Annotated in this window: 24 protein-coding genes; 11 read left to right on the top strand and 13 right to left on the bottom strand. The window is 68.8% G+C overall.

Translation table 11 applies throughout. The features are described from left to right. Positions 1–46 precede the first annotated feature (46 nt). From ABEU20_RS14165 to ABEU20_RS14155, 3 genes are all read right to left on the bottom strand, one after another. A complete protein-coding gene (locus tag ABEU20_RS14165; RefSeq protein WP_420165038.1) occupies positions 47–652 on the bottom strand; it encodes a 5-oxoprolinase subunit B family protein in 606 nt (201 codons plus the stop codon). Beyond that, positions 652–1410: a LamB/YcsF family protein gene (locus ABEU20_RS14160; RefSeq protein WP_420165037.1), complete on the bottom strand. Its 759-nt coding sequence runs from the start codon at positions 1408–1410 to the stop codon at positions 652–654. Before ABEU20_RS14160 ends, ABEU20_RS14165 begins: the two co-directional genes overlap by 1 nt. A gap of 86 nt (positions 1411–1496) precedes the next feature. Then, a complete protein-coding gene (locus tag ABEU20_RS14155) occupies positions 1497–2045 on the bottom strand; it encodes a helix-turn-helix domain-containing protein (protein ID WP_420165036.1) in 549 nt (182 codons plus the stop codon). Positions 2046–2203: 158 nt separating this feature from the next. Here ABEU20_RS14155 and ABEU20_RS14150 point away from each other — a divergent pair, with 158 nt between their 5' ends. From ABEU20_RS14150 to ABEU20_RS14140, 3 genes are read left to right on the top strand one after another with little or no spacing between them, the layout of a single operon-like run. Beyond that, positions 2204–2992: an aldolase gene (locus ABEU20_RS14150; RefSeq protein ID WP_420165035.1), complete on the top strand. Its 789-nt coding sequence runs from the start codon at positions 2204–2206 to the stop codon at positions 2990–2992. 40 nt (positions 2993–3032) lie between these two features. Then, the gene (locus tag ABEU20_RS14145; RefSeq protein ID WP_420165034.1) at positions 3033–3920 is read left to right on the top strand and encodes a dihydrodipicolinate synthase family protein; all 888 of its coding nucleotides are present in this window, start codon (positions 3033–3035) and stop codon (positions 3918–3920) included. A gap of 53 nt (positions 3921–3973) precedes the next feature. Continuing rightward, entirely contained in the window at positions 3974–4432 is a 459-nt protein-coding gene (locus ABEU20_RS14140) for a GNAT family N-acetyltransferase (protein WP_420165033.1), read from the top strand. Positions 4433–4506: 74 nt separating this feature from the next. Here ABEU20_RS14140 and ABEU20_RS14135 read toward each other — a convergent pair whose 3' ends face one another. From ABEU20_RS14135 to ABEU20_RS14125, 3 genes are read right to left on the bottom strand one after another with little or no spacing between them, the layout of a single operon-like run. Then, positions 4507–5406 carry a metal ABC transporter permease gene (locus ABEU20_RS14135; RefSeq protein ID WP_420165032.1) on the bottom strand — a complete coding sequence of 300 codons (900 nt, stop codon included), beginning with the start codon at positions 5404–5406 and terminating at the stop codon, positions 4507–4509. Then, on the bottom strand, positions 5403–6248 hold the full coding sequence (locus ABEU20_RS14130; protein ID WP_420165031.1) for a metal ABC transporter ATP-binding protein: 846 nt from the start codon (positions 6246–6248) through the stop codon (positions 5403–5405). The genes ABEU20_RS14135 and ABEU20_RS14130 overlap by 4 nt, the downstream gene beginning before the upstream one ends. Further along, positions 6245–7198 (bottom strand): metal ABC transporter solute-binding protein, Zn/Mn family, encoded by a 954-nt coding sequence (locus ABEU20_RS14125; RefSeq protein WP_420165030.1) that lies wholly within the window; start codon positions 7196–7198, stop codon positions 6245–6247. Before ABEU20_RS14125 ends, ABEU20_RS14130 begins: the two co-directional genes overlap by 4 nt. Before the next feature lie 170 nt (positions 7199–7368). On the opposite strand from ABEU20_RS14125, the gene ABEU20_RS14120 reads away from it, so the two are divergent. Then, positions 7369–8460 (top strand): LacI family DNA-binding transcriptional regulator, encoded by a 1092-nt coding sequence (locus tag ABEU20_RS14120; protein WP_420165029.1) that lies wholly within the window; start codon positions 7369–7371, stop codon positions 8458–8460. A gap of 53 nt (positions 8461–8513) precedes the next feature. On the opposite strand, the gene otsB is transcribed toward ABEU20_RS14120, so the two are convergent. Both otsB and kstR read right to left on the bottom strand, forming a co-directional pair. Beyond that, entirely contained in the window at positions 8514–11075 is a 2562-nt protein-coding gene (otsB, locus tag ABEU20_RS14115; protein WP_420165028.1) for a trehalose-phosphatase, read from the bottom strand. Between the two features lie 68 nt (positions 11076–11143). Continuing rightward, entirely contained in the window at positions 11144–11782 is a 639-nt protein-coding gene (gene kstR / locus ABEU20_RS14110; RefSeq protein ID WP_420165027.1) for a cholesterol catabolism transcriptional regulator KstR, read from the bottom strand. A gap of 93 nt (positions 11783–11875) precedes the next feature. Here kstR and ABEU20_RS14105 point away from each other — a divergent pair, with 93 nt between their 5' ends. The 6 genes from ABEU20_RS14105 (at position 11876) to ABEU20_RS14080 (ending at position 19169) form a co-directional block, all read left to right on the top strand. After that, a complete protein-coding gene (locus ABEU20_RS14105) occupies positions 11876–14056 on the top strand; it encodes an acyl-CoA dehydrogenase family protein (RefSeq protein ID WP_420165026.1) in 2181 nt (726 codons plus the stop codon). 312 nt (positions 14057–14368) lie between these two features. Then, on the top strand, positions 14369–15442 hold the full coding sequence (locus tag ABEU20_RS14100; protein WP_420165025.1) for an acyl-CoA dehydrogenase family protein: 1074 nt from the start codon (positions 14369–14371) through the stop codon (positions 15440–15442). After that, the gene (locus tag ABEU20_RS14095) at positions 15427–16575 is read left to right on the top strand and encodes an acyl-CoA dehydrogenase family protein (RefSeq protein WP_420165024.1); all 1149 of its coding nucleotides are present in this window, start codon (positions 15427–15429) and stop codon (positions 16573–16575) included. The genes ABEU20_RS14100 and ABEU20_RS14095 overlap by 16 nt, the downstream gene beginning before the upstream one ends. Beyond that, the gene (locus tag ABEU20_RS14090; protein WP_420165023.1) at positions 16572–17579 is read left to right on the top strand and encodes a bifunctional MaoC family dehydratase N-terminal/OB-fold nucleic acid binding domain-containing protein; all 1008 of its coding nucleotides are present in this window, start codon (positions 16572–16574) and stop codon (positions 17577–17579) included. The genes ABEU20_RS14095 and ABEU20_RS14090 overlap by 4 nt, the downstream gene beginning before the upstream one ends. Before the next feature lies 1 nt (position 17580). Beyond that, the gene (locus ABEU20_RS14085; protein ID WP_420165022.1) at positions 17581–18003 is read left to right on the top strand and encodes a MaoC family dehydratase; all 423 of its coding nucleotides are present in this window, start codon (positions 17581–17583) and stop codon (positions 18001–18003) included. Beyond that, the gene (locus ABEU20_RS14080) at positions 18000–19169 is read left to right on the top strand and encodes a lipid-transfer protein (RefSeq protein ID WP_420165021.1); all 1170 of its coding nucleotides are present in this window, start codon (positions 18000–18002) and stop codon (positions 19167–19169) included. Before ABEU20_RS14085 ends, ABEU20_RS14080 begins: the two co-directional genes overlap by 4 nt. Before the next feature lie 60 nt (positions 19170–19229). Here ABEU20_RS14080 and ABEU20_RS14075 read toward each other — a convergent pair whose 3' ends face one another. After that, entirely contained in the window at positions 19230–20117 is an 888-nt protein-coding gene (locus ABEU20_RS14075; RefSeq protein ID WP_420165020.1) for an SDR family NAD(P)-dependent oxidoreductase, read from the bottom strand. A 347-nt stretch (positions 20118–20464) separates the two neighbouring features. Between ABEU20_RS14075 and ABEU20_RS14070 the strand changes: the two genes are divergently transcribed. After that, entirely contained in the window at positions 20465–21382 is a 918-nt protein-coding gene (locus ABEU20_RS14070) for an alpha/beta hydrolase (protein ID WP_420165136.1), read from the top strand. A 96-nt stretch (positions 21383–21478) separates the two neighbouring features. Here ABEU20_RS14070 and ABEU20_RS14065 read toward each other — a convergent pair whose 3' ends face one another. Genes ABEU20_RS14065 through ABEU20_RS14050 form a run of 4 tightly spaced genes read right to left on the bottom strand, consistent with a single transcriptional unit; the run spans position 21479 to position 25666 of the window. Beyond that, positions 21479–22774, bottom strand: coding sequence for an LLM class flavin-dependent oxidoreductase (locus ABEU20_RS14065; protein WP_420165019.1), 1296 nt, complete (start codon positions 22772–22774; stop codon positions 21479–21481). Beyond that, positions 22771–23718 carry an aldo/keto reductase gene (locus tag ABEU20_RS14060; protein WP_420165018.1) on the bottom strand — a complete coding sequence of 316 codons (948 nt, stop codon included), beginning with the start codon at positions 23716–23718 and terminating at the stop codon, positions 22771–22773. Before ABEU20_RS14060 ends, ABEU20_RS14065 begins: the two co-directional genes overlap by 4 nt. After that, a complete protein-coding gene (locus ABEU20_RS14055) occupies positions 23715–24437 on the bottom strand; it encodes an SDR family NAD(P)-dependent oxidoreductase (protein WP_420165017.1) in 723 nt (240 codons plus the stop codon). Before ABEU20_RS14055 ends, ABEU20_RS14060 begins: the two co-directional genes overlap by 4 nt. Next, positions 24437–25666 (bottom strand): DegT/DnrJ/EryC1/StrS family aminotransferase, encoded by a 1230-nt coding sequence (locus ABEU20_RS14050; RefSeq protein WP_420165016.1) that lies wholly within the window; start codon positions 25664–25666, stop codon positions 24437–24439. The genes ABEU20_RS14055 and ABEU20_RS14050 overlap by 1 nt, the downstream gene beginning before the upstream one ends. Between the last annotated feature and the right edge of the window lie 35 nt (positions 25667–25701).

The raw sequence follows: 25701 nt of genomic DNA, 5'->3' as shown, positions 1-25701 counted from the left end.
AGGATCCGGGGGCGGAGGCGCGATAAGTGCGCAAAACGCGGGGGGATCAGACGGCGCGGAAGGTGACGGCGGTGCCCGGTTGCAGCAGCGCCGGGGGGTCCCGGTCGACGTCCCACATCGGTTGGGCGGCGGTGCCGATCAGCTGCCAGCCGCCGGGGGAGCTGCGCGGGTAGACCCCCGAGAACTCTCCGGCCAGCCCGACGGCGCCCGCCGGGACAGTGGTGCGGGGCGACGACCGGCGGGGGACGTGCAGGCGCGCGTCCTCCCCGACGAGGTAGCCGAAGCCGGGGCTGAAGCCGACGAACGAGACGGTCCACGCCTGTCCGGTGTGCGCGGCGATCACGCCGTCGGGGCCGAGGCCCGTCAGTTCGCCGACCTCGTCGAGGTCCGGGCCGTCGTAGCGGACCGCAATCTCGACGGGAACCGCGGGCGACAGTGCGTCGGCACCGATCGGTGCGCTCGAACGTATCCACGCGGCAATGCGATCGGGACGGGCACCGTGGAACCGCACGAGCACCGTGCGTGCCGCGGGCACCAGGTCGGTGACGGCCGGGTGCCGGGCGGCGGTCAGCCCGCGATAGTGCGCGAGTGTCGCGTCGAGTCCGTCGAACTCGACGAGCAGGGCGCTGTCTCCCATGGCGAGGATGCGCATCACACGAACGGTTTCACGTGAATCTTCTCGGCGTCGAGCATCTTTCGGATGGCCGCGGCCATCGCGACCGCGGCGGGTGTATCGCCGTGGACGCAGATCGTCTCCGCGGGAACGACGATCGTGGTGCCGTCGATCGCCTCGATCGTGCCCGTGGTGACGAGTTGCAGCACCCGCTGCGCCACGACGTCCGGATCGTGCACGACGGCACCGGGTTCGGTCCGTGGGACGAGGGTGCCCTCCGGGGTGTAGGCGCGGTCGGCGAAGGCCTCGGTGACCACGCGGAGACCGGCCTTCTCCGCCTCCTCGAGGAACACCGACCCGGGCAGTCCGAGCACCGGCAGCGACGGGTTCACCGCACGCACCGCGTCGACGACGGCCCGCGCCTGATCGCGGTGGTGGACGATCGCGTTGTACAGCGCGCCGTGCGGTTTGACGTACGTGACGCCGGATCCCGCGGTGCGGGCGAGGGCGTCGAGGGCGCCGACCTGGTAGATCACGTCCGCGGTGAGGTCGGCGGCGGCGACGTCGATGAAGCGGCGCCCGAACCCGGCGAGATCGCGGTAGCCGACCTGGGCGCCGATCCGCACGTCGCGCTCCGTCGCGTCCCGACAGGTGCGCAGCAGGGTCGCCGGATCGCCGGCGTGGAAACCGCCCGCGACGTTCGCGCTCGTGACGAGATCGAGCATCGCCGCGTCGTCGCCGAGGGTCCACGCGCCGAAGCTCTCGCCCAGATCACTGTTGAGATCGATCATTCCCACACTTCGATCCTAGTTCGGTGTGGTAGCACCCGACCCCGGAGGCGGAGATGCTTTCACCACCGGATCCGGTTCGGCGGCGCGTGCGTCTACGGCGTGGAACTGCCGTCCCGGTCGTGGACGACCACCACCAGGACTGCTCGCGACGGCGACACGGATCGGACACGATGGGGCGTGTTCGCGTCGAAGTAGAGGCTGTCGCCCGCGTCGAGGGTGATGACCTGATTGGGGATGCTCACCTCGACCGTGCCCTCCTTGACGAACACGAACTCCTCGCCGGGGTGCTCCATGTAGTCGGATCGGGCCTGTGTTGTCGGATGAACGATGAACGGCTGCATCGATTTACCGATCATGCGGGTGGCGATCGCATCGTAGACCGCGCCGTCGTCGCCGTCGTCGACCTGCGCGCGCTCGTCGCACCGCTCGATCGCCATCACGCTGTTGTCGGGGGTGTCGGAGAACAGTTGGCTGACGTCGGCGTCCAGGGCGCGGGCGATCTTGAGTGCCACCGCGATCGAGGGCGTGCTGATTCCCCGCTCGATCTTCGACAGGTAGCTCTTGGTCAGGCCGGTGTCCTCGGCCAACGCCTCCAACGTCAGGCCTGCCCGGCGTCGATGCGACCTCAGTAGCGCCGCCATCCGTCGAAACCTCCCTCTCGCTCCGGCGCGGCGGAGACAGGCGTCTCCGCGCGCCCTCCCACCCTAACGATCGATCTACTCGGTTGCACGATAGGACACCTTGTGTCATATAGTGCTCAATGTGTCACTCACTCGTTTCGGTTGAAGGGAGCCCGACGATGGCGACGACGATGAACCTCGGCAAGACCGAGCTGATGGAAACCGCGAAGGCGGCGATGCTCACCGAGGTGCCGACGACACAGTGGACGGACCGGCAGAAGATCGCCCTCACGTGCCGCGCTCTGTTCGACGCCGGTCACGACTCCGGACTGGCAGGCCAGATCTCCGCGCGCGGCACCCGGCCGGGAACGTTCCTGACCCAGCGGCTGGGTCTGGGATTCGACGAGATCACCGAGGGCAATCTGCTGCTCGTCGACGAGGATCTGGAGGTGATCGAGGGGAGCGGAATGGCCAATCCGGCCAACAGATTCCACAGCTGGATCTACCGGGCACGACCCGATGTGAACTGCATCGTCCACACGCACCCGCTGCACGCGGCCGCGTTGTCGATGCTCGAGATCCCGCTGCAGGTCTCGCAGATGGACACCGCCCCGCTCTACGACGACTGCGCCTTCCTGCCCGACTGGCCGGGTGTTCCCGTCGGCAACGAGGAGGGCGAGATCATCTCCACCGCACTGGGCGACAAGCGCGCGATCCTGCTCGCGCACCACGGGCAGCTGGTCGTGGGGGCCACCGTCGAGGAGGCCTGTTCGATGGCCCACCTGATCGAACGTGCGGCGCGACTGCAACTGCTCGCCATGGCGGCCGGCGAGATCAAGCCGCTGCCGCCGCGGCTGGCGAAGGAAGCGCACGACTGGACGCTGACCCCGCGGCGCAGCGAAGCCAACTTCGCCTACTACGCCCGCAAGGCCCTGCGCTCGCACCCGGACGCGATCGACCGCCACTGACTCGACGACCGACAATCACCGAACCAGCTTGGAGTGCACCTTGACCACCATCCGTGGAATCGTCGCGTATCCCGTGACGCCGTTCGACGCTCGCGACCCCGGCAGGATCGACGTCCACGTCCTGCATCTGCTGCTGGACCGCATGATCGGCGCGGGTGTCGATGCGATCGCGCCCCTGGGGAGCACCGGGGAGAGCGCCTACCTCGACCGCAACGAGTGGATCACCGTCGCGGCCGAAACCGTCCGGCACGTCGACGGCCGGGTGCCGACCGTCGTCGGGGTCTCCGACCTGACGACCGCCGGCACGGTCCGGCGGGCGCAGATCGCGGAGCGTCTCGGCGCCACAGCCGTGATGGCGCTGCCGATCTCGTACTGGCGTCTCACCGAGGAGGAGGTCCGGCAGCATTTCACCACCGTCGCAGCCGCGGTCGGCATCCCGGTGATGGTCTACAACAACCCGGCGACCACGGGTATCGACCTGTCCGCGGAGTTCCTGTTCGACCTCGTTTCGACCGTCGAGAACATCACGATGGTCAAGGAGTCCAGCGGGGACATCTCGCGCATGCACCGGCTCGGCGACCTCAGTGGTGGCGAACTGCCGTTCTTCAACGGCAGTAACCCGCTTGCGCAGAAGGCGTTTCGGGCGGGTGCCGCGGGCTGGTGCACGGCCGCGCCGTGTCTGATCCCGGACCGGATCGTCGAGTTCCACCGTGCGATCGCCGCCGGGCGGGACGACGAGGCCACCGAACTCTTCCTCCGGATCCGCCCCGTCCTCGACATGATCGTCAGCCGCGGTCTCCCGACCACGATCAAATCCGGTCTCCGCAGCATCGGCGTCGAGGCGGGGCCCCCTCGGCTGCCTCAGCTGCCCCTCGGGGAGCCCGAAGCCGCCCACCTCCGGGAACTGATCGCTGCCGCCTGCCGGTAGCGCGGCGTTCCACCCACAGCGCATCGACCTCGACCACCGACAGGAGCACACCCATGACAACCACCACGACGATCCGGCCTCTCCTCCCTGCCGACGAGGCACGCTGGCGTGTCCTCTTCCGCGCGTATCGCGCGTTCTACGAGCTGCCCGAATCCGAGACGGTCGTGTCCCGCGCCTGGGGCTGGCTGATGGACCCGCGGCACGAGTGCAAGGCTCTGATCGCGGAATCGAACGGCGCGGTTCTCGGCTTCGCGCACCACCGCCGCTTCTCCTCCCCGTACACCGGCACCACCGGCCTCTTCCTCGACGACCTGTTCACCGACCCCGCCGCCCGCGGCCGGGGTGTGGGGCGGGCCCTGATCGGACGGCTCACCGAAATGGCCGCGGCCGAGGGACGCTCGGTGGTGCAGTGGGTGACCGCCGAGGACAACCATCAGGCGCAGGCGCTCTACGACACGCTCGCGAAGCGAACGAACTGGGTCACCTACGAGGCACAGCCCGCTGAGCGGTAGCACTGCCCTGAACGAGAAAGCGCTACCGCCCGACGACCCGTCGAGTGGTAGCGCTTTCCCGCGTCCGGGCGTTGTCAGGCGTGGACGTGCTCTCCGGCCGGGACGACCACGCGCCCCGCCGACCGTCGCCGTGACGCGCCGATCGCGCGGCACACCAGGTAGATCACGAACGAGATCGTGGTGACGAACGTCGACACCGGAACGCCAGGCGCGAGCGAGAGCAGGATGCCGCCGACGGCGGCCAGCTCGGCGAACAGCACCGCCAGGACCGTCGCCTTGAGCGGGTTCGCGGTGACGTGCCCGGCCGCGGCGGCCGGGGTGATCAGCAGCGCCATGACGAGCAGGGCGCCGACGATTTGCACGCCCAGCGCGGCGGTGATGCCGACGAGGACCGCGAACACGATCGACAGACCCCGGACCGGCACGCCCCGGGCCGCGGCGACCTCGGGGTCGGTGCTCGCGAACAGCAGCGGCCGGTAGATCACCGACAATGTGCCGAGGACGACGACCGCGCAACCGAGCAGCAGCGCCAGTCCCGAGTTGCCGGGCGCCACGATCTGACCCACCAGCAGCGAGAAGCTGGTGCCGGTGCGGCCGTCGTACGCCCACAGGAACAGCACCGACAGGCCCAGGCCGAACGCCATGATCACGCCGATCACCGAATCGCGTTCGCGCGCCTTGGTTCCCAGCAGACCGAACAGCACGGCGGCGACGACGGATCCGACGACGGCGCCGATCCCGACCCCGACGCCGATGAGCAGCGCGGCCGACGCGCCGGTCAGCGACAGCTCCGACGTCCCGTGCACCGCGAACGACATCTGCCGGCTCACGATCAGCGGGCCGATGACGCCGGCGAGCAGGCCGAGGATCGCGCCGGCGATCAGGGCCTGCTGCACGAAGTCGTAGCGCAGCAGGTCGGCGGTCGCGGAGAAGTCGAACAGGTGTGACATCGCGTCGGTGAATTTGTTGCTCATGCGTGGTCCTCGGTGTGGTGGACGCCCTCGCCGGGGCGGGGGCCGCCGCCGCTGCCGAGCGCATCGATGGCGTCGCCGGTGCCGACGACCACGAGGCGGCCGCGCACGTGCAGCACCTCGACGTCGGTGCGGTACAGGTCGGACAGCACCTCGGAGGTCATGACCTCCTCGGGCGTCCCGATCTGGAACTTGCCGTCGACCAGATAGAGGACGCGGTCGACGAGCGGCAGGATCGGGTTGATCTCATGGGTGACGAAGAGGACCGCGGTGTCGTGGTCGCGGCGCCGGCGGTCGATCAGTTCGGACACGCGGTGCTGGTTGGCGAGGTCGAGGCTGAGTAGTGGCTCGTCGCACAGCAGCACCTTGGGATCGCCGACGAGGGCCTGCGCGATCCGCAGCCGCTGCTGTTCGCCGCCCGACATCGACCCGATGGGTGCGTCGACGTACGCCTCGGCGCCGACCTGCGCGATGGCGGAGTCGACGATCGCGCGCCGCCTGGCGCGCCCGAACAGCCCGGTACCCCAGCGGTGCCCGTCGACACCGAGCCCGACGAGGTCGCGTCCGCGGAGCGGCAGCCCCTCGTCGAGGGACTTCTGCTGCGGGACGTACCCGACGTGGGCGTTACCGGCCCTGGCCGGGGTGCCGGCGATCCGGACGGTGCCGGACGTCGGCGCGAGCTGTCCGAGCAGGACCTTGAGCAGCGACGTCTTGCCCGAGCCGTTGGGCCCCAGGACTGCGATGAACTCGCCCTGCTCGACCGCCAGGTTCAGGCCGGACCAGAGCGTGCGCTCACCGAATGCCAGGCAGGCGTCGCGCAGTTCGACCGCGGGGGTGCCGCTCACGACGCCCCGTTCAGGGCGTCGGCGAGCGACTGCGCGGTAGCGGTCTGCCACTGCACGAAGTCCATGCCCTCGGGCAGGGTCTCGGTGACCTCGACGACCGGGATGCCCGCGTTCTCGGCGTTCTCGCGGATGTTCTCGGTGACCTTGTCGACGGTCTGCGAGTTGTAGACGAGGACGCGCACCTTCTTGTCCGCCAGCAGCTCACGCGTCGCGGCGATCGACGCCGGCGACGGGTCGGTGCCGTTCTCGATCGCACTGGTGAACGCCTCGGGGGTGACGTCCTTCAACGCTGCGGCCTGCAGCAGGTAGTGCGCGATGGGTTCGGTCTGCGCGATGGGCGCGTCGCGATGGGTAGCCGCGATCGCGGCCGTGTTCTCGGACACCTGACGCAGTTGCACGCGGAACGCCTCCGCGTTGCGGGTGTAGACGTCGGCGCCCTCGGGATCGAGTTTGCCGAGTTCGACGGCGATCGCGTCGGCGGTGGCGTCGACGGTGGGGACGTCGTACCAGACGTGCTCGTTGACCGAACCGTGCGAGTGGCCCGCGTGCTCCTCGGCGGACTCGGTGGCGTGCGTGCCGGTGCGCTCCTCGTACAGATCGAACGCGTCGACCGTCGGCTTGTCCCCGGCCGACTTCAGGACGTCCTCGACGAACTGGTCGTACCCGCCGCCGTTGAGGACGACGAGGGACGCATCGGTGATCTTCGCGGCGTCGGCGGGGCTGGCCTCGTAGGAGTGTGGGTCGGCCGACGGTTCGGTGATGATCGAGGTGACCTCGAGTCGGTCGCCCGCGACGGCCTGCGCGACACTGCCCCACACGTTGGTGGACGCGACGACACGGATCTCGCCGTCGGAGCCGGGGGAGGTGCCGCAGGCCGTGAGGGCCAGGGCGGTGAGGGCAGCACCGAGGGCCGCCGCTGTGGTTCGTGAGGCACGGAACCTTCGAGGCATGCGCACTTGTTCTTCTCCTGATCACGACTCGGATGAGCGTCGACCCGGTGCCGGGCCACAACCTTATTGGTAATCGTTTCCGTTTCACTTTAGCGGAAACCGTGCAGGTCGTATCGTTCCGGGGCAAGTTCCGGTTCGCCCTGGGGCCGCCGAACCGCTACCGTCCCGTTATGCCAAGGTCTCGACAGCCACGTCGCCAAGCCACTCTGGCGTCGCTCGCCGCCGAGCTGAAGGTCTCGCGGACGACGGTCTCGAATGCGTACAACCGTCCCGATCAGCTGTCGGCCGAACTGCGCGAACGCGTGCTCCAGGCCGCGAAGCGCCGCGGATACCCGGGCCCCGACCCGGTCGCCCGCTCGCTGCGTACCCGTCGCGCGGGCGCGGTGGGGCTGTTGCTGACCGAGGCCCTCAGCTATTCGTTCCGGGACCCCGCCGCGATGAGCTTCCTCGCGGGCCTCACCGAATCGTGCGAGACCGCCGGACAGGGGCTGCTGCTCATTCCGGCGGGGCCCGGGCGCGACGACGTCGAGGCCGCAGCGGTGGTGCAGCAGGCCGGTGTCGACGGCTTCGTCGTGTACTCCGTGGCCGACGACGATCCCTACCTTGCTGCCGTGCGGGAGCGGCACCTGCCGACCGTCATCTGCGACCAGCCCCGCGAGCTCCCGGGCGCCTCGCTCATCGGTATCGACGACCGCGGCGCGATGCGGAAGGTTGCCGACTACCTGATCTCGCTGGGGCACAGGGAGATCGGCGTCCTCTGTATGCGGCTCGGTCGTGATCGTGCGGACGGGGTGGTGACCGGCGAGCGCCTGTACGCCCCCAACTTCCACGTCCAGCGCGAGCGGATCGCCGGTGTGCGGGACGCGATGTCCGATGCCGGGCTGGATCCGTCGTCGCTCGCCGTCATCGAACGCTACGAGCACACGGCGCAGTCGGGTCATTCCGCGGCGGCGCAGGCCTTCGCGGTGAACCCGAACATCACGGCGCTGGTGTGCACCACCGACGTGCTCGCACTCGGCGCGCTCGACTGGGCGCGGTGCGAGGGCCTCGACGTCCCCGGCCGCCTGTCGATCACCGGCTTCGACGGGATCGAGGAGGCGCTGCGCGAGGGCCTGACGACGGTCCGTCAGCCGCAGGAGGACAAGGGCCGGCGGGCCGGAGCGCTACTGATGTCCGGCTCGGACTCCGGTGTCACGACCGTCGAGATGCTCGAGACCGAATTGGTGCGCGGTCACACCGCGGCCTCTCCGCCCGAGCCGTAGCGCCCTCCGGATCGAATCGACCGCCGAGCAACAGGTTTCACAGCGACAGACCCCTACCGCGTTGCGTCGGCACTCAGCAGTTGCGCGCACCGCAACAGCCCCAGGTGGCTGTACGCCTGCGGATGGTTGCCCAGCGAGCGCTCGGCCACGGGATCGTATTCCTCCGCCAACAGTCCCGTCGGCCCCGCCGCGTTCACCAACTGCTTGAACAGGGCCTCGGCGTCGGACCGCTGGCCGATCAGGAGATACGCCTCCACGAGCCACGCCGCGCACAGATGGAAGCCGCCCTCGATGCCCGGCAGCCCGTCGTCGTGGTGGTATCGGTACACGGTGGAGCCACTGCGCAGCTCGGCCTCCGTCGCGACCACCGTTGCGGCGAACCGCTCGTCCTTCGGGTCGATCAGCCCGGACAGCCCGATGTGCAGCGTCGCGGCATCGAGGTCGGTGCCGTCGTAGGCGGCGGTGTAGGACTCGACGTCCGCGTTCCACCCCTTCTCGGTCACCTCCTCGGCGATCTCCTCGCGCAGCGCCGCCCACGTCTCGCGCGCCGGACGGCCGAAGTTCTCGGCCAGCGTGAGGGCGCGGTCGACGGTGAGCCACCCCATCACCTTCGAGTACACGTGGTGCCGGGGGTTGTCGCGGATCTCCCAGATGCCGTGGTCGGGTTCGCTCCAGCGCCGTTCGACGGCCTCGACCATCGCGGACACGAGTTCCCAGTCGCGGTCGGTGAGTGCGTCCGACCCGGTGATGCCCTTCTTCTGCCGGGCCAGGGCCAGATTGGAGATGAGGTCGACGATGGGGCCGAAGACGTCCAGCTGCACCTGCTGGTTGGCGGCGTTACCGACGCGGACCGGCCGGGATCCGGCGTACCCCGGCAGCGAGTCGATCACGGCCTCGGGCGGTAGCCCGGTTCCGTACAGCGTGTAGAGCGGGTGCAGTCGCTCCGGGCCGTGCAGGGTCTCGAGGACGCCGTGCACCCACTCGAGATAGTTCTCGGCCTCCGCGAGGGAGCCGAGGCTGACGAGTGCCGACGCGGTCAGTGCCGCATCGCGCAGCCAGCAGTAGCGGTAGTCCCAGTTGCGGACGCCGCCGATCTCCTCCGGCAACGACGTCGTGGCGGCCGCGAGGATCGAGCCGCTCGGCGCGTGCACCAGCCCGCGCAGCGTGAGGGCGGACCGCTTCATCAGATCCGGCTTGAGCGGCGGCAGGTCGAGCGTCTGCGCCCAGTCGCGCCAGTAGGATTCGGCGATCTCCCGGCGCTCCGGCTCGGACAGCAGTGAGGGTCCGAGATCCTCGGTACCGCAACGCAGTTCGAGAACGACCGGCCCCTGGGAGGGGTCGACGACCGCATGCGCGGTCTGCTGGGTGCCGTCGCTCGTGATGTCCCAGTGCACCCCGGGCGAGCGCAGCACCATCGGCTCGCTCGTGCCGGAGACTCGAAGTCCGTCGGTCTCCGGCTCCAGCTGCACGGGAACCTGACCGAACTCCGGTCGGGGCGCGAAGCTGACGACCGCCTTCGCGCGGCCCGTGATGACGCGGGTGAGATCGGTGCGGCTCGGCTGCACGTCGTGCGGCAGGTAGTCGGTGACCGTGAGGCTGGACCAGCGCGTCTGCACCGTCATGGTCCCGTCGATGTACTGCTGGCTCAGCGGCAGCGCCTCGCGCTGCGGGCCGACGCTGAAGTGGCCGGCCTCGGTGCCGCCGAGCAGATGGGCGAACACCGCGGCCGAATCCGGCTCGGGATGGCACAGCCACGTCATGTTCGCGTCGGGGGTGATCAGCGCCACCGAGCGGGGGCTGGCGAGCATCGTCAGCCGCTCGATGGGCGGGGCGTCGGCGCCGGAGAGCCAGGTGCGCCGCTCCTCGAGCAGGAAGGCCAGCGCGGCCGCGACGTCCTCGGTGGAACTGACGCGGTACTCGGCGAGGGTGTCGCCCTCGCCGACCTTGATGCCGAGATCGGGGCCCTGGAGGCGCCCGAACGCCTTCTCGTCGGTGACGTCGTCGCCGAAGAACACCGCGGCCGTGGAGGCCTCCTGGTGGCGGAGAATGTCGAGGGCGTTGCCCTTGTCGGTCGCGACGACCGCGAGTTCGACGACGGCCTTGCCCTCGGTGACCTGCACGCCGGTCCACAGCGCGGCCTCCGCGTGGACGGCGGCAAGTGCCTTCGCGCCCGCCTCGGGGCTCGCGTTGCGCACGTGCAGGGCGGCACTGGCGGGCTTGGTCTCCACGGTCACGCCGGGGTGCAGATCGGCGATCCGGGACAACTCCGCGGTGACCTCGCTCAGCAGTTTGCGGGCGTTCGCGTCGATCGCGTGCACGAATCCGACGTCGAACTCCGACCCGTGGCTGCCGACCAACTGCACCTCGGCGGGCAGCCGGGACAGCGTCGCCAGGTCCTTGAGCGCCCGCCCGGAGATGACGGCGGCGGTGGTGGCGGCCAGGCCGGCCAGCGCGCGCAGTGCGCGCACCGACTCCGCGTGCGGATAGGCCTTCTCGGGGTCGTTGACGATAGGCGCCATGGTGCCGTCGTAGTCGGACGCGACGAGCAGGCGAGGAGTCCGGGCCACGGTGGACAGGGCCCGGCGAAGTTCGATCGGCAGATCCAGAGCGCTCACAGGTTCAAACCTAAGCGATTGCGGACGGGCTGGCGCGTCGCGTTCCGGTACCGGGGCACCGATACCGGTCAGAACGGAGTCTTCGACCCGTCGCCGAGCAGCAGTTCCACGGTCAGTTCGAGGCGCTTGGCGACGTCGGTGGCCGAGGACCGGCGAGTGAGCCACGCCACGAGGTTCGAGAGCCACACGTCGCTGATGACGCGTGCGACCGCGAGCTGTTCCTCGGTGGGATCGCCGTCGGTGATGGCCCGGGCGAACAGGGTGTCCATGAGCTTGCCGACCTGGTCGACCTCGGCCGCCGCGGACGCGTCCGCAAACATGAACGCGCGGGTCATCGCCTCGGTGAGGAGGGGATCACGCTGCATCGCCTTGGTGATCTGGCCGAGGATGAGCTGCATCCGCTCGAGCGGGCTGTGGCCCGGGGGGATCTTGCCCTTGGACTCGATCCGCTCGAACTCGCGGGCGAGCGCCGACACCAGCAGGTGCACCTTCGACGGGAAGTAGCGATACAGGGTGCCGACGGCGACGTCGGCGCGCTCGGCGACCGCACGCATCTGCACGGCCTCGTAGCCGCCCTTGGACGCGAGCGTCAGGGTTGCATCGAGGATCCGCTTGCGGCGCTCGCGCTGAGCGTTCGAGCTGAGATCGTCCTCGCTGAGGGTCGAGACCGAACCCCCGGTGGAGCGGGATCGAGATGAGGTGGTCATCGACAGTTTCCTTCACGCCTTGACTCTTGACGGCCGAGCATATTAGAACACGTTCTAAATGAATATGTCATCCACGAAAGGTGGGTAGCCGTTGTGACAATCGCCACGAGTGACGAACAGAAGGCCGTCCAGGAGTCGATTCAGGCGTGGGCGCGCTCAGCGGCCCCGCTTGCCATTTTACGCGAGGGACCTGCGGACTTCTGGCGCCGGACCTGGCCCTCGGTGGCGCAGTTGGGGCTCTTTGCCGTGGGTGTTCCGGAGTCGGTCGGCGGGGTCGGCGGACAGATCGTGGATCTCGCTGCGATGTTGGAGCAGTCGGCCGTCGAGCTCGTGGGCGGACCCGTTCTACCGACGGCGCTCGCAGGCCTCGTGCTCGGACGTTGCGACGGCGCCGCCGCGAAGGCGTGGGCCGGACAGATCGCCGAGGGCGAACTGCCGGTCTCGGTGGTGCTCGACACCCCGGCGCTCGAGGCGACCCCCGACGCGGACGGCGGACTCGTCCTGTCCGGTGACGGGGGCAACGCCCTCGGCGGTGAGCCCGGCGTCGCGGTGCTGGTGCCGGCACGCTCCGGTTCCGATGTCGTGTGGTGTCTCGTGGACGGTGCGGCCGCGGGGCTGACGGTCGAGCCGCTCGACATCCTCGACAAGAGCCGTGGCGTGGCTCGGGTCCGCTTCGACGGCGTCGCCGTGGCGTCCGATCGGGTCGTCACCGGTGTCGCGCAGGAACTGGTTCGTGACCTCGCGGCCACGCTGGTCGCGGCGGAGGCGGCCGGGGTGGCGGGCTGGAGCCTGCGGACCGCGGTCGAGTACGCCAAGATCCGCGAGCAGTTCGGCAAGCCGATCGGCTCGTTCCAAGCGATCAAGCACCTGTGCGCCGAAATGCTGTGCCGCGTCGAGCAGGCGCGCGCCGTCGCGTGGGACGCTGCCGTCGCGGCCGAGGACGCGCTGCCGGACCCCGACGCCGCACATGCCGGCACGTCCGAACTGCCCGTCGCGGCGGCGGTCGCGGCTGCCGTCGCGCTGGACGCGGCCGTCCAGAACGCCAAGGACTGCATCCAGATCCTCGGCGGCATCGGCTTCACGTGGGAGCACGACGCGCACTACTACCTGCGGCGCGCGGTCTCGAACAAGCAGTTCCTCGGGGGCAGCAACGTCTGGCGCGCCCGGGTGACCGAGCTGACCCGCGCCGGCGCACGCCGCCACCTGACGATCGACCTGTCCGAACTCGAGTCGGAGCGGTCCGCGATCCGCGACGACGTCGTCGCGCTCGCGGCGGTGCCGGAGGCGGAGCGCCGCGTCGCGGTCGCCGAGTCGGGGTACGCCGCGCCGCACTGGCCGCGTCCGTACGGCCGCGGGGCGAGCGCCGCCGAGCAGATCCTCATCGCCGAGGAGATGGCGGCGGCCGGCGTCGAGCGACCGGACCTCGTCATCGGTTGGTGGGCGGTCCCGACGGTTCTCGAACACGGCAGCCAGGAGCAGATCGAACGGTTCGCGCTGCCGACGCTGCGCGGCGAGATCACGTGGTGCCAGCTGTTCTCCGAGCCTGGCGCGGGCTCGGATCTGGCGTCGCTGCGCACGGTCGCGGAGAAGGTCGACGGTGGCTGGAAGCTCAACGGGCAGAAGGTGTGGACGTCGCTCGCCCGCGAGGCGGACTGGGGCATCTGCCTGGCCCGCACCGACAAGGACGCGCCGAAGCACAAGGGCATCACGTACTTCCTACTCGACATGAAGACCCCGGGCATCCGGATCTCGCCGCTGCGCGAGATCACCGGCGACGCGCTGTTCAACGAGGTGTTCCTCGACGACGTGGTGATCCCGGACGAGTGCGTGGTCGGCGAGGTGAACGGCGGCTGGAAGCTGGCCCGCACGACGCTCGCGAACGAACGGGTCGCGATGAGCGGCGGGTCGTCGCTCGGCAAGGCCGTCGAGGAGCTGCTCGAGCTGGCGGGCGAGCCCGACGCGGTGACCGCCGATCACCTGGGCGCGTTGATCTCCGAGGCGCTTGTCGGCTCGTTGCTCGAGCTCCGCACGACGCTGCGTCAGCTCGACGGCCAGGACCCCGGGCCGGCGTCGAGCGTGCGCAAGCTCGTCGGTGTGCGGAACCGTCAGGGCGTCGCGGAGTTCGCCGTCGAGCTCGCGGGAGAAGCCGGCTGGGTCGAGGGCCCGCTCACGCGGGAGTTCCTCAACACTCGCTGCCTGTCCATCGCGGGCGGTACCACCCAGATCCTGCTCACCGTCGCGGCCGAGCAGCTGTTGGGGCTGCCCCGCGGCTGACGGAGGACCGACGTTGCGAACGACACCCGCCCGGACGCCCCGGGCGGGTGTTCGCGTATCGACCGGATCCGCGCGGGAGTGGTGCTGTCGACTCGGTCACACCGACCACTCCGCGAGTGGGTCGTCTCCGAACAGGAGTTGTCGGCAGCGGTGGCGGACCGGCGGGGCGGCTCTCCGAATGCGCGGCCGGAACGATGGTTGCCGTGGCGTCCGGGAGGAGGTGAACTTGTTCTCGATCGCGGGGGACTTTCTCCGTTACCCTGCAGGTGATACAACTGGAACACGTTCTAAATCGTAGGCGGGATCGGCAACGTGGATTTCTCTCTGGATCAGACACAAGAAACGGTGGCGGAGATCGTCGTGGGCCTGCTGGCCCGCGAGCACACCGATCCCGCCGACACCGGCGGCTTCAGCCCCGAGCTGTGGCAGGCGCTCGCGAAGGCGGACCTGCTCTCCCTCGCGGTGCCGGAGCGGCTCGGCGGCGACGGCCTCGGGGTGCTCGAGGTCGCGACGATGCTCACCGAGGTCGGGCGCGGCGCCGCGCCGGTCCCGGCCCTCGCGACCCTGGGCTTCGGCGTGCTCCCGGTGCTCGCGCTCGGCTCGACCGACCAGCAGGACGCGCTGCTCGACGGCATCGCCGCCGGGCGGGTGCTCACCGCGGCGCTCATGGAACAGGGATCGGCCTTCCCGGCGCTGCCCTCGACTACCGCCGTCACGGACGGCACCGACGTCGTCGTGACCGGCCGCAAGATCGCGGTGCCGTTCGCCGACATCGCGCACCGCATCCTGGTGCCCACCGACGTCGGCGTGGTGCTCGTGGCGCCGGACGCGCCGGGTGTCACCCTCACCCCGAGTGCCACGTCGTCCGGCGGGCCGGAGTTCTCGGTCCAGTTCGACGCCGTGCGTATTCCGGCGGCCGACGTCCTCGGTGGCGGGCTGGAAGGTGTCGCGACGCTGCACCGGATCGCGCTCGCGAGCATCGGCGCGTATGCCGACGGCCTGCTCGCCGGCGCAACGGCACTGGCCGCCGATCACCTCACGACCCGAGAGCAGTTCGGCAAGCCGCTCGCGGCGTTCCAGGCCGTGGCCCAGCAGATCGCCGACGTCTACGTCACGTCCAGGACGCTGCACGTCGCGGCCCTGTCGTCGGCGTGGCGGGTGCACGAAGGTCTCGATGCTGCAGGCGATCTCGACGTCACGGCGTACTGGATCGCAACCGAGATCCCGGCCGCGATGCGGACGCTGCACCACCTGCACGGCGGCATCGGCGTGGACGTCACGTACCCGATGCATCGCTACTTCTCCATCGCCAAAGACCTGGCGCGCCTCGTCGGCGGCGCCTCGTACCGACTCGACCTCGTGGGGGCCCGGTGTTCATCGATCTGACGCCCGAACAGCGTGAGCTGCAGGCGGAACTGCGCCGCTACTTCTCCGGTCTGATCTCGCCGGCCGAGGCCGAGATCATGCTCACCGAACGGCACGGACCCACCTACCGTGAGGTCATCCGCCGGATGGGCAAGGACGGTTGGCTCGGCGTCGGCTGGCCGGTCGAGTTCGGTGGCCGCGGCTTCGGTGAGATCGAGCAGCAGATCTTCGTCAACGAGGCTGTGCGCGCCGATGTTCCGTTGCCGTCGGTGACGCTGCAGACGGTCGGCCCGACGCTGATGACCTACGGCACCGAGGAGCAGAAGCGAAAGTTCCTGCCCGCCATCCTCGCCGGTGAGGTGCACTTCGCGATCGGCTACTCCGAGCCCGACGCCGGGACCGACCTCGCGGCGCTGCGGACAACCGCGGTCCGTGACGGTGACGAGTACGTCGTCAACGGCCAGAAGATCTTCACCACCGGTGGACACGACGCCGACTACATCTGGCTCGCCGTCCGTACCGGTGACGCCGAGTCGCGCCACCGCGGTATCTCGATCCTGATCGTCGACACCGAGGACCCGGGTTTCACGTGGACCCCGATCATCACCGCCGACGGTGCGCACCACGTCAACGCCACGTACTACACCGACGTCCGCGTGCCGGCGAGCATGCTGGTGGGCGAGGAGAACAAGGGCTGGCGGCTCATCACGACGCAGCTCAACCACGAGCGCGTCATGCTGGGTCCGGCCGGCCGCGTCGCGGGGCTGTACGAGAAGGTCCACGACTGGGCTGCGAAGCGGGATCTGTTGGAGCTCGACGACGTTCGCCGCGGACTCGGTGAGATCCACGCGACGTACCGGCTCAACGAGCTGCTCAACTGGCAGGTCGCGGCGGCCACGGGAGACGTCGACGTGGCGGACGCGTCGGCCACCAAGGTGTTTGCCACCGAACGCATCCAGCGGGTGGGCCGGATCGTGGACGAGATCGTCGGCGCGCACGGCGACCCGGGTGACCCGGAGACGGCCGCACTCATGCACTGGCTCGACGTCCAGGTCAAGCGCAACGTCGTCATCACCTTCGGTGGCGGCGTCAACGAGGTCATGCGCGAACTGATCGCGGTGGCCGGACTGGGACTGCCGAAGGTGCCGCGATGAGCGAGAACGACGTGACTGCACAGATTCTCGCGGGTGCCGAGCAGATCAAGGCGGGCGGCGCGAGCAAGGCCCGCGCGGGCCGCGATCCGATCAACACGCCGATGATCCGCAACTGGCTCGAGGCGATCGGCGACGAGAACCCGATCTACGTGGACGAGGACGCCGCCGTCGCGGCCGGTCACGGCGGGATCGTCGCGCCACCCGCAATGGCGCAGGTGTGGACCATGCGCGGTCTCGGTGCGGTCCGCGAGGAGGACGATCCGCTGGGCCGAATGACCCAGATTCTCGACGACGCCGGATACACGTCGGTGGTCGCGACCAATTGCGACCAGATCTACCACCGCTACCTGCGCCCGGGTGAGGAGGTGACGATCGAGTCGACGCTCGAGGAGGTCGTCGGCCCCAAGAAGACCGGACTCGGCGAGGGCTGGTTCTTCACCACGCGCAACTTCTGGAAGGTCGCCCGGGAAGACGGTACGGGGGAGATCGTCGCCGAGATGATGTTCCGCATCCTGAAGTTCATGCCGCCGGCGAAGGACGTTCCTGCGTCCGAAAGTGTCTCGGTACCCGAAGATCTCGATCCGACGCGGATGATGCGGCCCACGCCGTCGCGGGACACGCAGTTCTTCTGGGACGGTGTGGCCGCGCACGAACTGCGGATCCAGCAGCGGCCGGACGGTTCGCTGCAACACCCGCCGGTGCCTGCGCTGTGGAAGGGCAAGACCGAGACCACCGACTACGTCGTGGCGTCCGGCCGCGGCACGGTGTTCAGCTTCGTCGTGCACCACGCCCCCAAGGTGCCCGGCCGGTCGCTGCCGTTCGTGGTGGCGCTCGTCGAGCTCGAGGAGGGTGTGCGCATGCTCGGTGAGCTGCGCGACGTCGACCCGTCCGAGGTCGCCGTCGGTATGCCGGTCCAGGCCCAGTTCCTGGACTTCCCCGGCGACGACGAGACCGGTAACGAGCCCTGGACGCTGTATGCGTGGCGTCCGGTGAAGGAGTCGTGAGATGACCAGCGCACTCGACATCTCGGTCGGCGACCAGCTGCCGGGTCTCTCGGTCCACGGCGACCCCACGTTCATCGTCTCGACAGCGTTGGCCACCAGAGACTTCCAGGACGTGCATCACGACCGGGACAAGGCGCAGCAACGCGGGTCGAAGGACATCTTCGTCAACATCCTCACCGACACCGGTCTGGTGCAGCGGTTCGTCACCGACTGGGCGGGCCCGCGGGCGCGACTGACGTCGATCAAGCTGCGGCTGGGCGTGCCGTGGTACGCGTACGACACGCTGCATCTGTCCGGCGAGGTCGTCGCGGCGGACGACGGACTGGTGACGGTCAAGGTGGTCGGCAAGGACAGCCTCGGTGACCACATCACGTCGACGGTCACTCTGGTCATGAACGGTGACTCGGATGGAGGGCGAGCATGAGTGGACTGTCCGGCAAGGCCGCGATCGTCGGCATCGGAGCCACCGATTTCTCGAAGGACTCGGGCCGCAGCGAACTTCGTCTCGCTGCGGAGGCGGTCCAGGCCGCGCTCGACGACGCGGGCCTCGCGCCCTCCGACGTCGACGGGTTGACGTCGTTCACGATGGACACCAACACCGAAGCGGCCGTGGCACGTTCGGTAGGGATCCCGAACCTCAAGTTCTTCAGTCGCATCCACTACGGCGGCGGCGCCGCGTGCGCCACCATCCAGCAGGCCGCGATGGCGGTCGCGACCGGGGTCGCCGACGTCGTGGTGGCCTACCGGGCGTTCAACGAGCGTTCGGGAGCACGCTTCGGCCAGGTCAACACCGGTCTGGTGCAGCAGGTCAACTCGTCGGGCACCGATAATGCGTTTTCCTACCCGCACGGTCTGGGGACCCCGGCGTCCTTCGTGGCGATGGTCGCGCAGCGCTACATGCACGTGTACGGAGCCACCAGTGAGGATTTCGGCCGCGTCGCCGTCGCCGACCGCAAACATGCGGCGGTGAACCCCAACGCCTTCTTCCACGGCAAACCGATCACGCTCGAGGACCACCAGAACTCGCGGTTCATCGCCGAACCGCTGCACCTGCTGGACTGCTGTCAGGAGACGGACGGCGGCATCGCGATCGTCGTCACGTCACCCGAGCGGGCCAAGGATCTGCCGAACAAACCGGCGATCGTCGCGGCCGCCGCGCAGGGCAGTGGACCGGATCAGTACATCATGACCAGCTACTACCGGGACGGCCTGACGGGTCTACCCGAAATGGGCCTGGTCGGCGACCAACTGTGGGAGCAGTCGGGACTGCGGCCGTCGGACATGCAGACCGCGGTGCTGTACGACCACTTCACCCCGTACGTGCTGATGCAGCTCGAAGAACTCGGCTTCTGCGGCCGCGGCGAGGCCCGCGACTTCATCGCCGACGGCGCCATCGAGCTGGGTGGCCGGCTGCCGATCAACACCCACGGAGGCCAGCTCGGTGAGGCGTACATCCACGGCATGAACGGCATCGCCGAGGGCGTCCGCCAGATCCGCGGCACCTCCGTCAACCAGGTGCCGGACGTCGAGAACGTCCTGGTCACCGCCGGAACCGGAGTCCCCACTTCGGGGCTGGTGCTGACGGCCTAGTACGCGAGACCGAATCCCTGGGAGCCCTGACCGATCCGGTCGGGGCTCCCAGGTTTCGTGTCAGAGCCCTTGGGGCCGAATGTTGGGGTTCGCCCACTCGGGCGGCTCTCGTCGGGGCAGCTCCGTTCCGCCGTCGAGTGTCATGACGGGCAGCCCGGTACTCCACGGGTAGTGCAGGCTGAACGCGACATGCCCCGTCCGTTCCGCGGCGGGCAGCCGGCACATCGCCAGAACCGTTTCGGCCAGGTACTCCACCGGCTCGGTCTCGTAGCCGTCGGGTAGAAGCGCGGCAGCTCCGGGCGTCATGATCGCAGTCGACGGGCCCACGGCATTGACGGCGATGTCGTCGTCGAGCGTCTCGGCCGCGAGACCTTGCGTGAATCGGTGCAGCGCCGCCTTCATCGACGCGTACAGGACGTCGCCCGACGTCTTGTTGTAGTCGCGGAAGGGGCGAATGGGGGACATCCCCGTCGACGAGCCGATGTTGACGATCCACCCGCGCCCCTGCTTGCGCATGTGCGGAATAACCTTCTGCGACAGCAGGAACGGGACTCGGAGATAGTGGTTGACCGTGCGGTCGAAGGTTTCCGCAGTCATCTCCTCGACCACGGCGTAGTCGGCGAACCCCGCATTGTTGACGAGAATGTCGAGTCGGCCCGTGTGCTCGACGACGGCGTCGACCAGTCTGTCCAGATCGTGGGGGTCGTCGATGTCGGCAGGGATCGCGATCGCGTGTCCGCCGGCCGCTTCGATCAGGTCGACAGTCTCGTCGAGGCTTCCGGCCAGGGTCGCGGCCTGCCCGTTGCGGGTCGACTCGGATGGCTGCCGGGATCTGGCGGTCACGACGACCGTGGCGCCCTCCGCCGCCAACCGCTGCGCAATCGCGCGGCCGATTCCGCGGCTGCTTCCCGTGACCAAAGCGGTTCTGCCGATCAAGCTCTGCGTCATCGTGCTCCGTCCTCCTGAACACTCGTGTGGGATGGTCCGATTGTGAAAGGTTCTGTCCCGCAGTATCTGTGCCGAGACCGCCGGGGTCATCGGAGTCGCCCGCTGGGTGGACGACGGTGTGGCGCGCCTGCCCGGTGCCGGTCGGCGCGTCCGAGAAAGTCTCCCGCACGCTGGGACGCCGGTATTGCGGCAGTGGACAGGGTCCTGCAAGGTGGCGTCGCGACGAGTCGGCTCAGCCGTGGCAGGGGCCCGTGTGGTTGCTGTCGGCTCGGCCGAATCCGGTACGAGAGAGGAACTGTGACGTGGCAGTGGATCGCCGAACTGATTTGCATCCGGACGTGGAGTCGATGCTCGCCGTCCTCGAGGCAGGATTCCCGGACGTCACGAAGTTCCCGGCCGCGGAGCTTCGTGAGGTCATCGCCTCCCGTCGGGCGCCGCTCGCGCACCAGCCGGACATGGAGATCGCCCGCGACGTCGTCATCGACGGCCCGGGCGGGGATCTGACGTTGCGTGTCTACGTCCCGCATTCCGAGTCGAACGACCCGCTCCCGGTGATCGTGTTCGCGCACGGTGGCGGGTTCGTATTCTGCGATCTGGACTCCCACGACGAGCTCTGCCGCTCGATGGCGGATGCGGTCGACTCCGTGATCGTCTCGGTCGACTACCGGTTGGCGCCCGAGCATCAGGCGCCTGCTGCGATGGAGGACGTCTACGCGGCCCTGCTGTGGGCGTCGGAGAACGCCGGCGAGTATCGAGGTGACCCCGACCGGATCGCTGTTGCCGGCGACAGTGCCGGCGGGAACCTGGCGGCGACGGTGGCGCTGGCCGCCCGGGACCGGGGTGCTCCGCGGATCGCGGCGCAGATCCTGATCTATCCGGTCATCGACGACGACTTCACAACCGAGTCGTACACGAAATACGGCGTGGGCTACTACAACACGACCGACGCGATGCGCTGGTACTGGGATCAGTACGCGCCCGGTGACCGGTCGAGCGAGTTCGTGGTTCCCACCCGCGCGGCGACTCTCGCGGGCCTGCCGCCGGCGCTGGTCGTCACGGCGGAACTCGATCCCCCGTGCTCGGCGGGCGAATACTACGCGGAACGGTTGGCGGGGGACGGGGTGCCGGTTGTCGCGCACCGCTTCGACGGTCTCTTCCACGGCTTCCTCACCTTTCCGAAGCTGTCGCTCACCGGTCCGGCGCGCCTGGAACTGTGGCGGATGATCCGGGACGTTCTGAAGGTCGGCGACCCGTCCGCACGTTGAGGCGACGCAGCCGTTTCCGCGGCCCCCGCACCGGTGGGTGTGGGGGCCGTTCCTGCGGGCGCGGCGGATGGGACGGATAGGGGCGTGGACTCGCGATCAGTTTTCGTCGAGATGATCCCGGAGCGTCTCACCGGCATACTTTCTGCGGAGCAGCCCGCGATCCTGGAGGCGCGGGACCACATCGTCCACGAACTCGTCGAATCCAGTGGGCAGGTCGGCGGGCAGCACGATGAATCCGTCTGCGGCGCCGGACCGGAACCAGCGCTCGAGGTCGGCGGCGACGGTGTCGGCGGAGCCGACCAGGGTGCGGTGTCCGATGCTCAGGCCGACGCGTTGCGCCAACTGCCGGACGGTCAGCCCCTCGCGCAGCGCGATCTCGGTGAAGAGCTTCGGTCGCGACACACTCGCATTGGTGGGTAACGACTCTCGTAGATCGGGAAACGGTTCGTCGAGGTCGAAGCGCGACAGGTCGATGCCGCCGAACGACTGGTTCAGGAACTTCAGTGTGGTCCCGTCGTCGATGTGGGATCCCAGCTCGATCGCCAGATCGCGGGCCTCGGCGTCGGTTCTGCCGACGATGGGTGTCACACCCGGAAGAATCTTCACGGCGTCGATGCTTCGGCCTGCTGCCGACACCAGGCTCCGCATCCCGTCGGCGAATTCCTTACCCGCGGACAAATCGTGCTGGGTGGTGAACACGAGGTCCGCGACGCGCGCGCCGAGTCTCATACCGGTGGGTGACGATCCCGCTTGCGCCAGCGGGAGCCGGCCCTGCGGGGACCGGGGAATGGTCAGCGGTCCGGCGACGTCGAAGAACTTGCCCCGATGATCGATGCGGCGAACCTTGGTCGGGTCCGCCCACACCCCGGACGCGCGGTCGCCGACGATGGCGTCCTCGTCCCACCCGTCCCAGAGGGCTCTGACGACGTCGACGAACTCCTCCCCGCGGGCGTAGCGATCCTCGTGGTCCGGGAGCTTGGCGGAGCCGTAGTTCTCGGCGGCGGCGGGAATCGCGGTGGTGACGACGTTCCAGCCGGCGCGCCCGTTGCTCAGATGGTCGAGGGTGGCGAACTGGCGCGCGACGGTGAACGGATCGTTGTACGTCGTCGAGCTGGTGCCGATCAGACCGATCTTCTCCGTGACGACCGACAGCGCCGCGAGCACGGCGATCGGATCGGGGCGGTCGGTGGCGTCGGCGGCGATCGCGGGGGACAGATTCAGCGCATCGGCGATGAAGAGGGCGTCGAAGCAGCCGCGTTCGGCGGACCGAGCCACCGCCGCCCAGTGTTCGAGGGTGTGCATGTTCGCGGGATCTGTTCGCCTCGAACGCCATACGGACTGGCCGACGCCGACGCCTTGCGCGAATACAGCGAGGTGCATCTGTCTGGTCATGGGAAGTGTCTCTCTCCGCGATGCGGCTCGGTCGGCCTCTGGTCATCGCTTGGTCGGTGTGGTTCGGTCGGGCCGTCGAGCAGCGCGAGTTCGTCGGCGGTCAGAGCCAAGGTCGCCGCCGCGACCGAATCGACGACGGACTCCGGCCGCGAGGCGCCGGGGATGGGTATCACCACCGGGGATCGGTGAAGCTGCCATGCGAGCGCGACGCGATGGGTGCTCACGCCGCGGGCTCGTGCGACCGCTTCGAACGGAGAGCCCTCTTCGCCGAGGCTCTTCGCCTGTCTCATACCTCCGAATGGGCCCCAGGACAGGAAGGCGAGGCCCCGTTCCTCACAGGCTCGTATCTCGACTTCCGCCGATCTGGCACTGGGGGAGTATTCGTTCTGCACCGCCACCAAGGCGTCGCCGAGGATCTGCTGCGCGACCTCGATCTGGCGAAGGTCGGCGTTGGAGATGCCGATCCGCGCTGTCAAGCCCTCGTCGTGGAGGTCACGGAGCGCGAGCATCGACTCCTCGTACGGAATCTGCGGATCCGGTCGGTGGTGCTGGTAGAGGGGGAGCGGGTCGAGCCCGAGGCGCCGGATCGACGCGATGCAGGCTTTCCGTAGGTGCTCGCGGCGGCCGTCGGTCCACCACGTGTCGGTCACCGCGAACCGCAGATGGCCGCCCTTGGTGGCCACGACGACGTCGTCGAGTGGGCCCGGCCACCGCCGTAGCGCATCGATGAGCGCCAGTTCGTTGACGCCGTCACCGCCCCGCGCGGGTCCGTAGACGTCTGCGGTGTCGAACAACCTGACGCCGGCGTCGAGTGCGGCATGCACCGTCCGCCGACCGCGCTCGACGTCGTAGCCCGGAACCTGTGTGATCGTCATGGAACCGAATCCGATCGGAGGCAGGAGAAGATCACCGAGCCGACGGACCGGGACGCGTGCGGTGGTCATTTGCCGACAGCCGTCCACCCACCGTCGACGGGCAGGCACAGGCCCGTCACGAAACTCGCGTCGAGGGCGAGGTACTCGATCGATCGCGCCATCTCCTCGGGCTCGCACATGCGTTCCAGCGGAGTGCGTTTCACGGTGGCGGACACGTCGTAGCCCTGATCGATCATCTCCTGGACCATCGGCGTCAGGGTGTGCCCGGGCGCGACGCTGTTGACGCGAAGAAGGGGTGCCCACTCGATCGCGAGGTTCTTGCTCAGTTGCTGGACAGCGGCTTTCGCCGGGCCGTAGTCGGCCTGCCGTTGCCAGCCGCCGAAGGCCGTCGTCGACGAGATCGTCACGATCGACCCGGGCTTGCGGGCCTCCACCAGCGGACGTGCGAACGCCGAGGCGACCAGGAGCGTTCCCATGACGTGGACGTCGAAGACTCGTCGCACACGTTCGGGATCCATGTCGAGCGCGGGAACGTAGGCCCCGCGGATTCCGTGGCAGGTCACGAGAACGTCGGGCAGAGGCGCCCGAGTGCTCGCGCGGAGCATCACCGATTCCACCGCGGTGCCGTCGGTCGCGTCCACCGTGTAGTAGTCGACGCCATCCACAGGTGCGACGGGTACGTCGAGATCGAGCACGCTGACCCTCAACCCCCGCGCGAGGAACCGGTCGACGACGGCCGCCCCGATCCCGCTCGACCCTCCCGTCACCATGGCGTGCCGGGCATCCATCACAAGCTCTCCTGCGGAGCGGCGAACCGCGATGCGAACGCGTGGATGCTCGCGACGACGTGGTCGAGTTCCTCGTCGGTCATGCCGTGGCTCATGCCGAGTGACATGCCGCGCTCGAACACCTCGTCCGCGAAGGGCAGGCCGCCCTCGGGGATGCGATATTCGACGTTACGCATCATCGGGTGCCGGGTGACGTTGCCGCTCCAGACCGTTCGGGTGTCGATGCCCGCAGCTTCGAGTGACTCCTGGAGTTGGGAACGGCTGAACCCGGCGTTCTCGCTGACTGTCACCGGGTAGCACAGCCACGCAGTTCGGAATTCCTCGAGCTGCCTCGGTAGGCGGAAGAGGCTCGGGTAGGCGCCGAACGCTGCCGAGAACGCCTCGAAGATCTGCGCTCGTCGTTTGTAATTGGTGTCGAGCTTGCTCAATTGGACCAGTCCGAATGCGGCACCGAGCTCCGACGGTTCGAAGTTCCACGGCAGGACGTCGAAGATGAAGTCGTTGTCGTAGGCGACGCCGTCGAGGTCCTCACGGAAGACGCGCCCGGTCCGAGCCTGTTCGGATCCGAAGAGGTGCGGCTCGGAGCGGCGGCCCCAGCGGCGCAGCATCAGACCCTTGTCGCGCAGCTTCTCGTCATCGAGACACACCATGCCGCCGTTGCCGGCACACGTGATGATGTGCGCCATCGCGAAGCTCGTCACCGTGATGTCCGAGCGCGAGCCGGTCTCGGTACCGCGCAGGGTGGTACCGATGCAGTCGCACGAATCCTCGATGACCTTGAGATCGTGCTTGTCGGCGATCTCGCGGATCGCATCCCAGTCGGGGGCGTTGCCGGCCAGGTTCGGGACCAGGATCGCCTTGGTCTTGTCGGTGATCAGCTCCTCGATCTTGCTGACGTCGACGTTGTAGGTGTCGGGCTCGACGTCGACGAACACCGGCACCCAGCCACCGCGCACGATCGGCGACACATCCGTCGAGAACGTCAGCGGCGAGGTGATGACTTCCGAGCCCGTCGGCAGATCCAGCAGCTCGAGCGCCAGGTACAGCGCGGACGAGCCCGAGTTGCACATCAAGCCCAGCTTCTTGCCGTACAGGTCGGCGACCTTGCGCTCCATCTCGGCGACGTTCTTGCCGATCTTCAGCGCGAACGGGCCACCACGCAGGACCTCGAGGCACGCCTCGATCTCGCGCTCGTCGTGCACACTGCGGGCGTAGACAACCCTGGTCATGGAATCTCCTCGTCGGTCGAAGTGTTTGCGGTGGT

It is taken from the genome of Rhodococcus parequi, assembly GCF_046042785.1.
GTDB lineage: Bacteria > Actinomycetota > Actinomycetes > Mycobacteriales > Mycobacteriaceae > Prescottella > Prescottella parequi.
This window is presented reverse-complemented; position numbering and strand designations above follow the sequence as displayed.

Excerpts from the sequence above, each read along its gene's own strand:
- ABEU20_RS14065 (WP_420165019.1), bottom strand. The coding sequence starts at position 22,774 with ATGACCAGACAGATGCACCTCGCTGTATTCGCGCAAGGCGTCGGCGTC.
- ABEU20_RS14135 (WP_420165032.1), bottom strand. The coding sequence starts at position 5,406 with ATGAGCAACAAATTCACCGACGCGATGTCACACCTGTTCGACTTCTCC.
- ABEU20_RS14060 (WP_420165018.1), bottom strand. The coding sequence starts at position 23,718 with ATGACCACCGCACGCGTCCCGGTCCGTCGGCTCGGTGATCTTCTCCTG.
- ABEU20_RS14140 (WP_420165033.1), top strand. The coding sequence starts at position 3,974 with ATGACAACCACCACGACGATCCGGCCTCTCCTCCCTGCCGACGAGGCA.
- ABEU20_RS14125 (WP_420165030.1), bottom strand. The coding sequence starts at position 7,198 with ATGCCTCGAAGGTTCCGTGCCTCACGAACCACAGCGGCGGCCCTCGGT.
- ABEU20_RS14075 (WP_420165020.1), bottom strand. The coding sequence starts at position 20,117 with ATGACGCAGAGCTTGATCGGCAGAACCGCTTTGGTCACGGGAAGCAGC.
- ABEU20_RS14150 (WP_420165035.1), top strand. The coding sequence starts at position 2,204 with ATGGCGACGACGATGAACCTCGGCAAGACCGAGCTGATGGAAACCGCG.
- ABEU20_RS14050 (WP_420165016.1), bottom strand. The coding sequence starts at position 25,666 with ATGACCAGGGTTGTCTACGCCCGCAGTGTGCACGACGAGCGCGAGATC.
- ABEU20_RS14080 (WP_420165021.1), top strand. The coding sequence starts at position 18,000 with ATGAGTGGACTGTCCGGCAAGGCCGCGATCGTCGGCATCGGAGCCACC.
- kstR (WP_420165027.1), bottom strand. The coding sequence starts at position 11,782 with ATGACCACCTCATCTCGATCCCGCTCCACCGGGGGTTCGGTCTCGACC.
- ABEU20_RS14055 (WP_420165017.1), bottom strand. The coding sequence starts at position 24,437 with ATGGATGCCCGGCACGCCATGGTGACGGGAGGGTCGAGCGGGATCGGG.
- ABEU20_RS14155 (WP_420165036.1), bottom strand. The coding sequence starts at position 2,045 with ATGGCGGCGCTACTGAGGTCGCATCGACGCCGGGCAGGCCTGACGTTG.
- ABEU20_RS14165 (WP_420165038.1), bottom strand. The coding sequence starts at position 652 with ATGCGCATCCTCGCCATGGGAGACAGCGCCCTGCTCGTCGAGTTCGAC.
- ABEU20_RS14090 (WP_420165023.1), top strand. The coding sequence starts at position 16,572 with ATGAGCGAGAACGACGTGACTGCACAGATTCTCGCGGGTGCCGAGCAG.
- ABEU20_RS14085 (WP_420165022.1), top strand. The coding sequence starts at position 17,581 with ATGACCAGCGCACTCGACATCTCGGTCGGCGACCAGCTGCCGGGTCTC.
- ABEU20_RS14070 (WP_420165136.1), top strand. The coding sequence starts at position 20,465 with ATGCTCGCCGTCCTCGAGGCAGGATTCCCGGACGTCACGAAGTTCCCG.
- ABEU20_RS14120 (WP_420165029.1), top strand. The coding sequence starts at position 7,369 with ATGCCAAGGTCTCGACAGCCACGTCGCCAAGCCACTCTGGCGTCGCTC.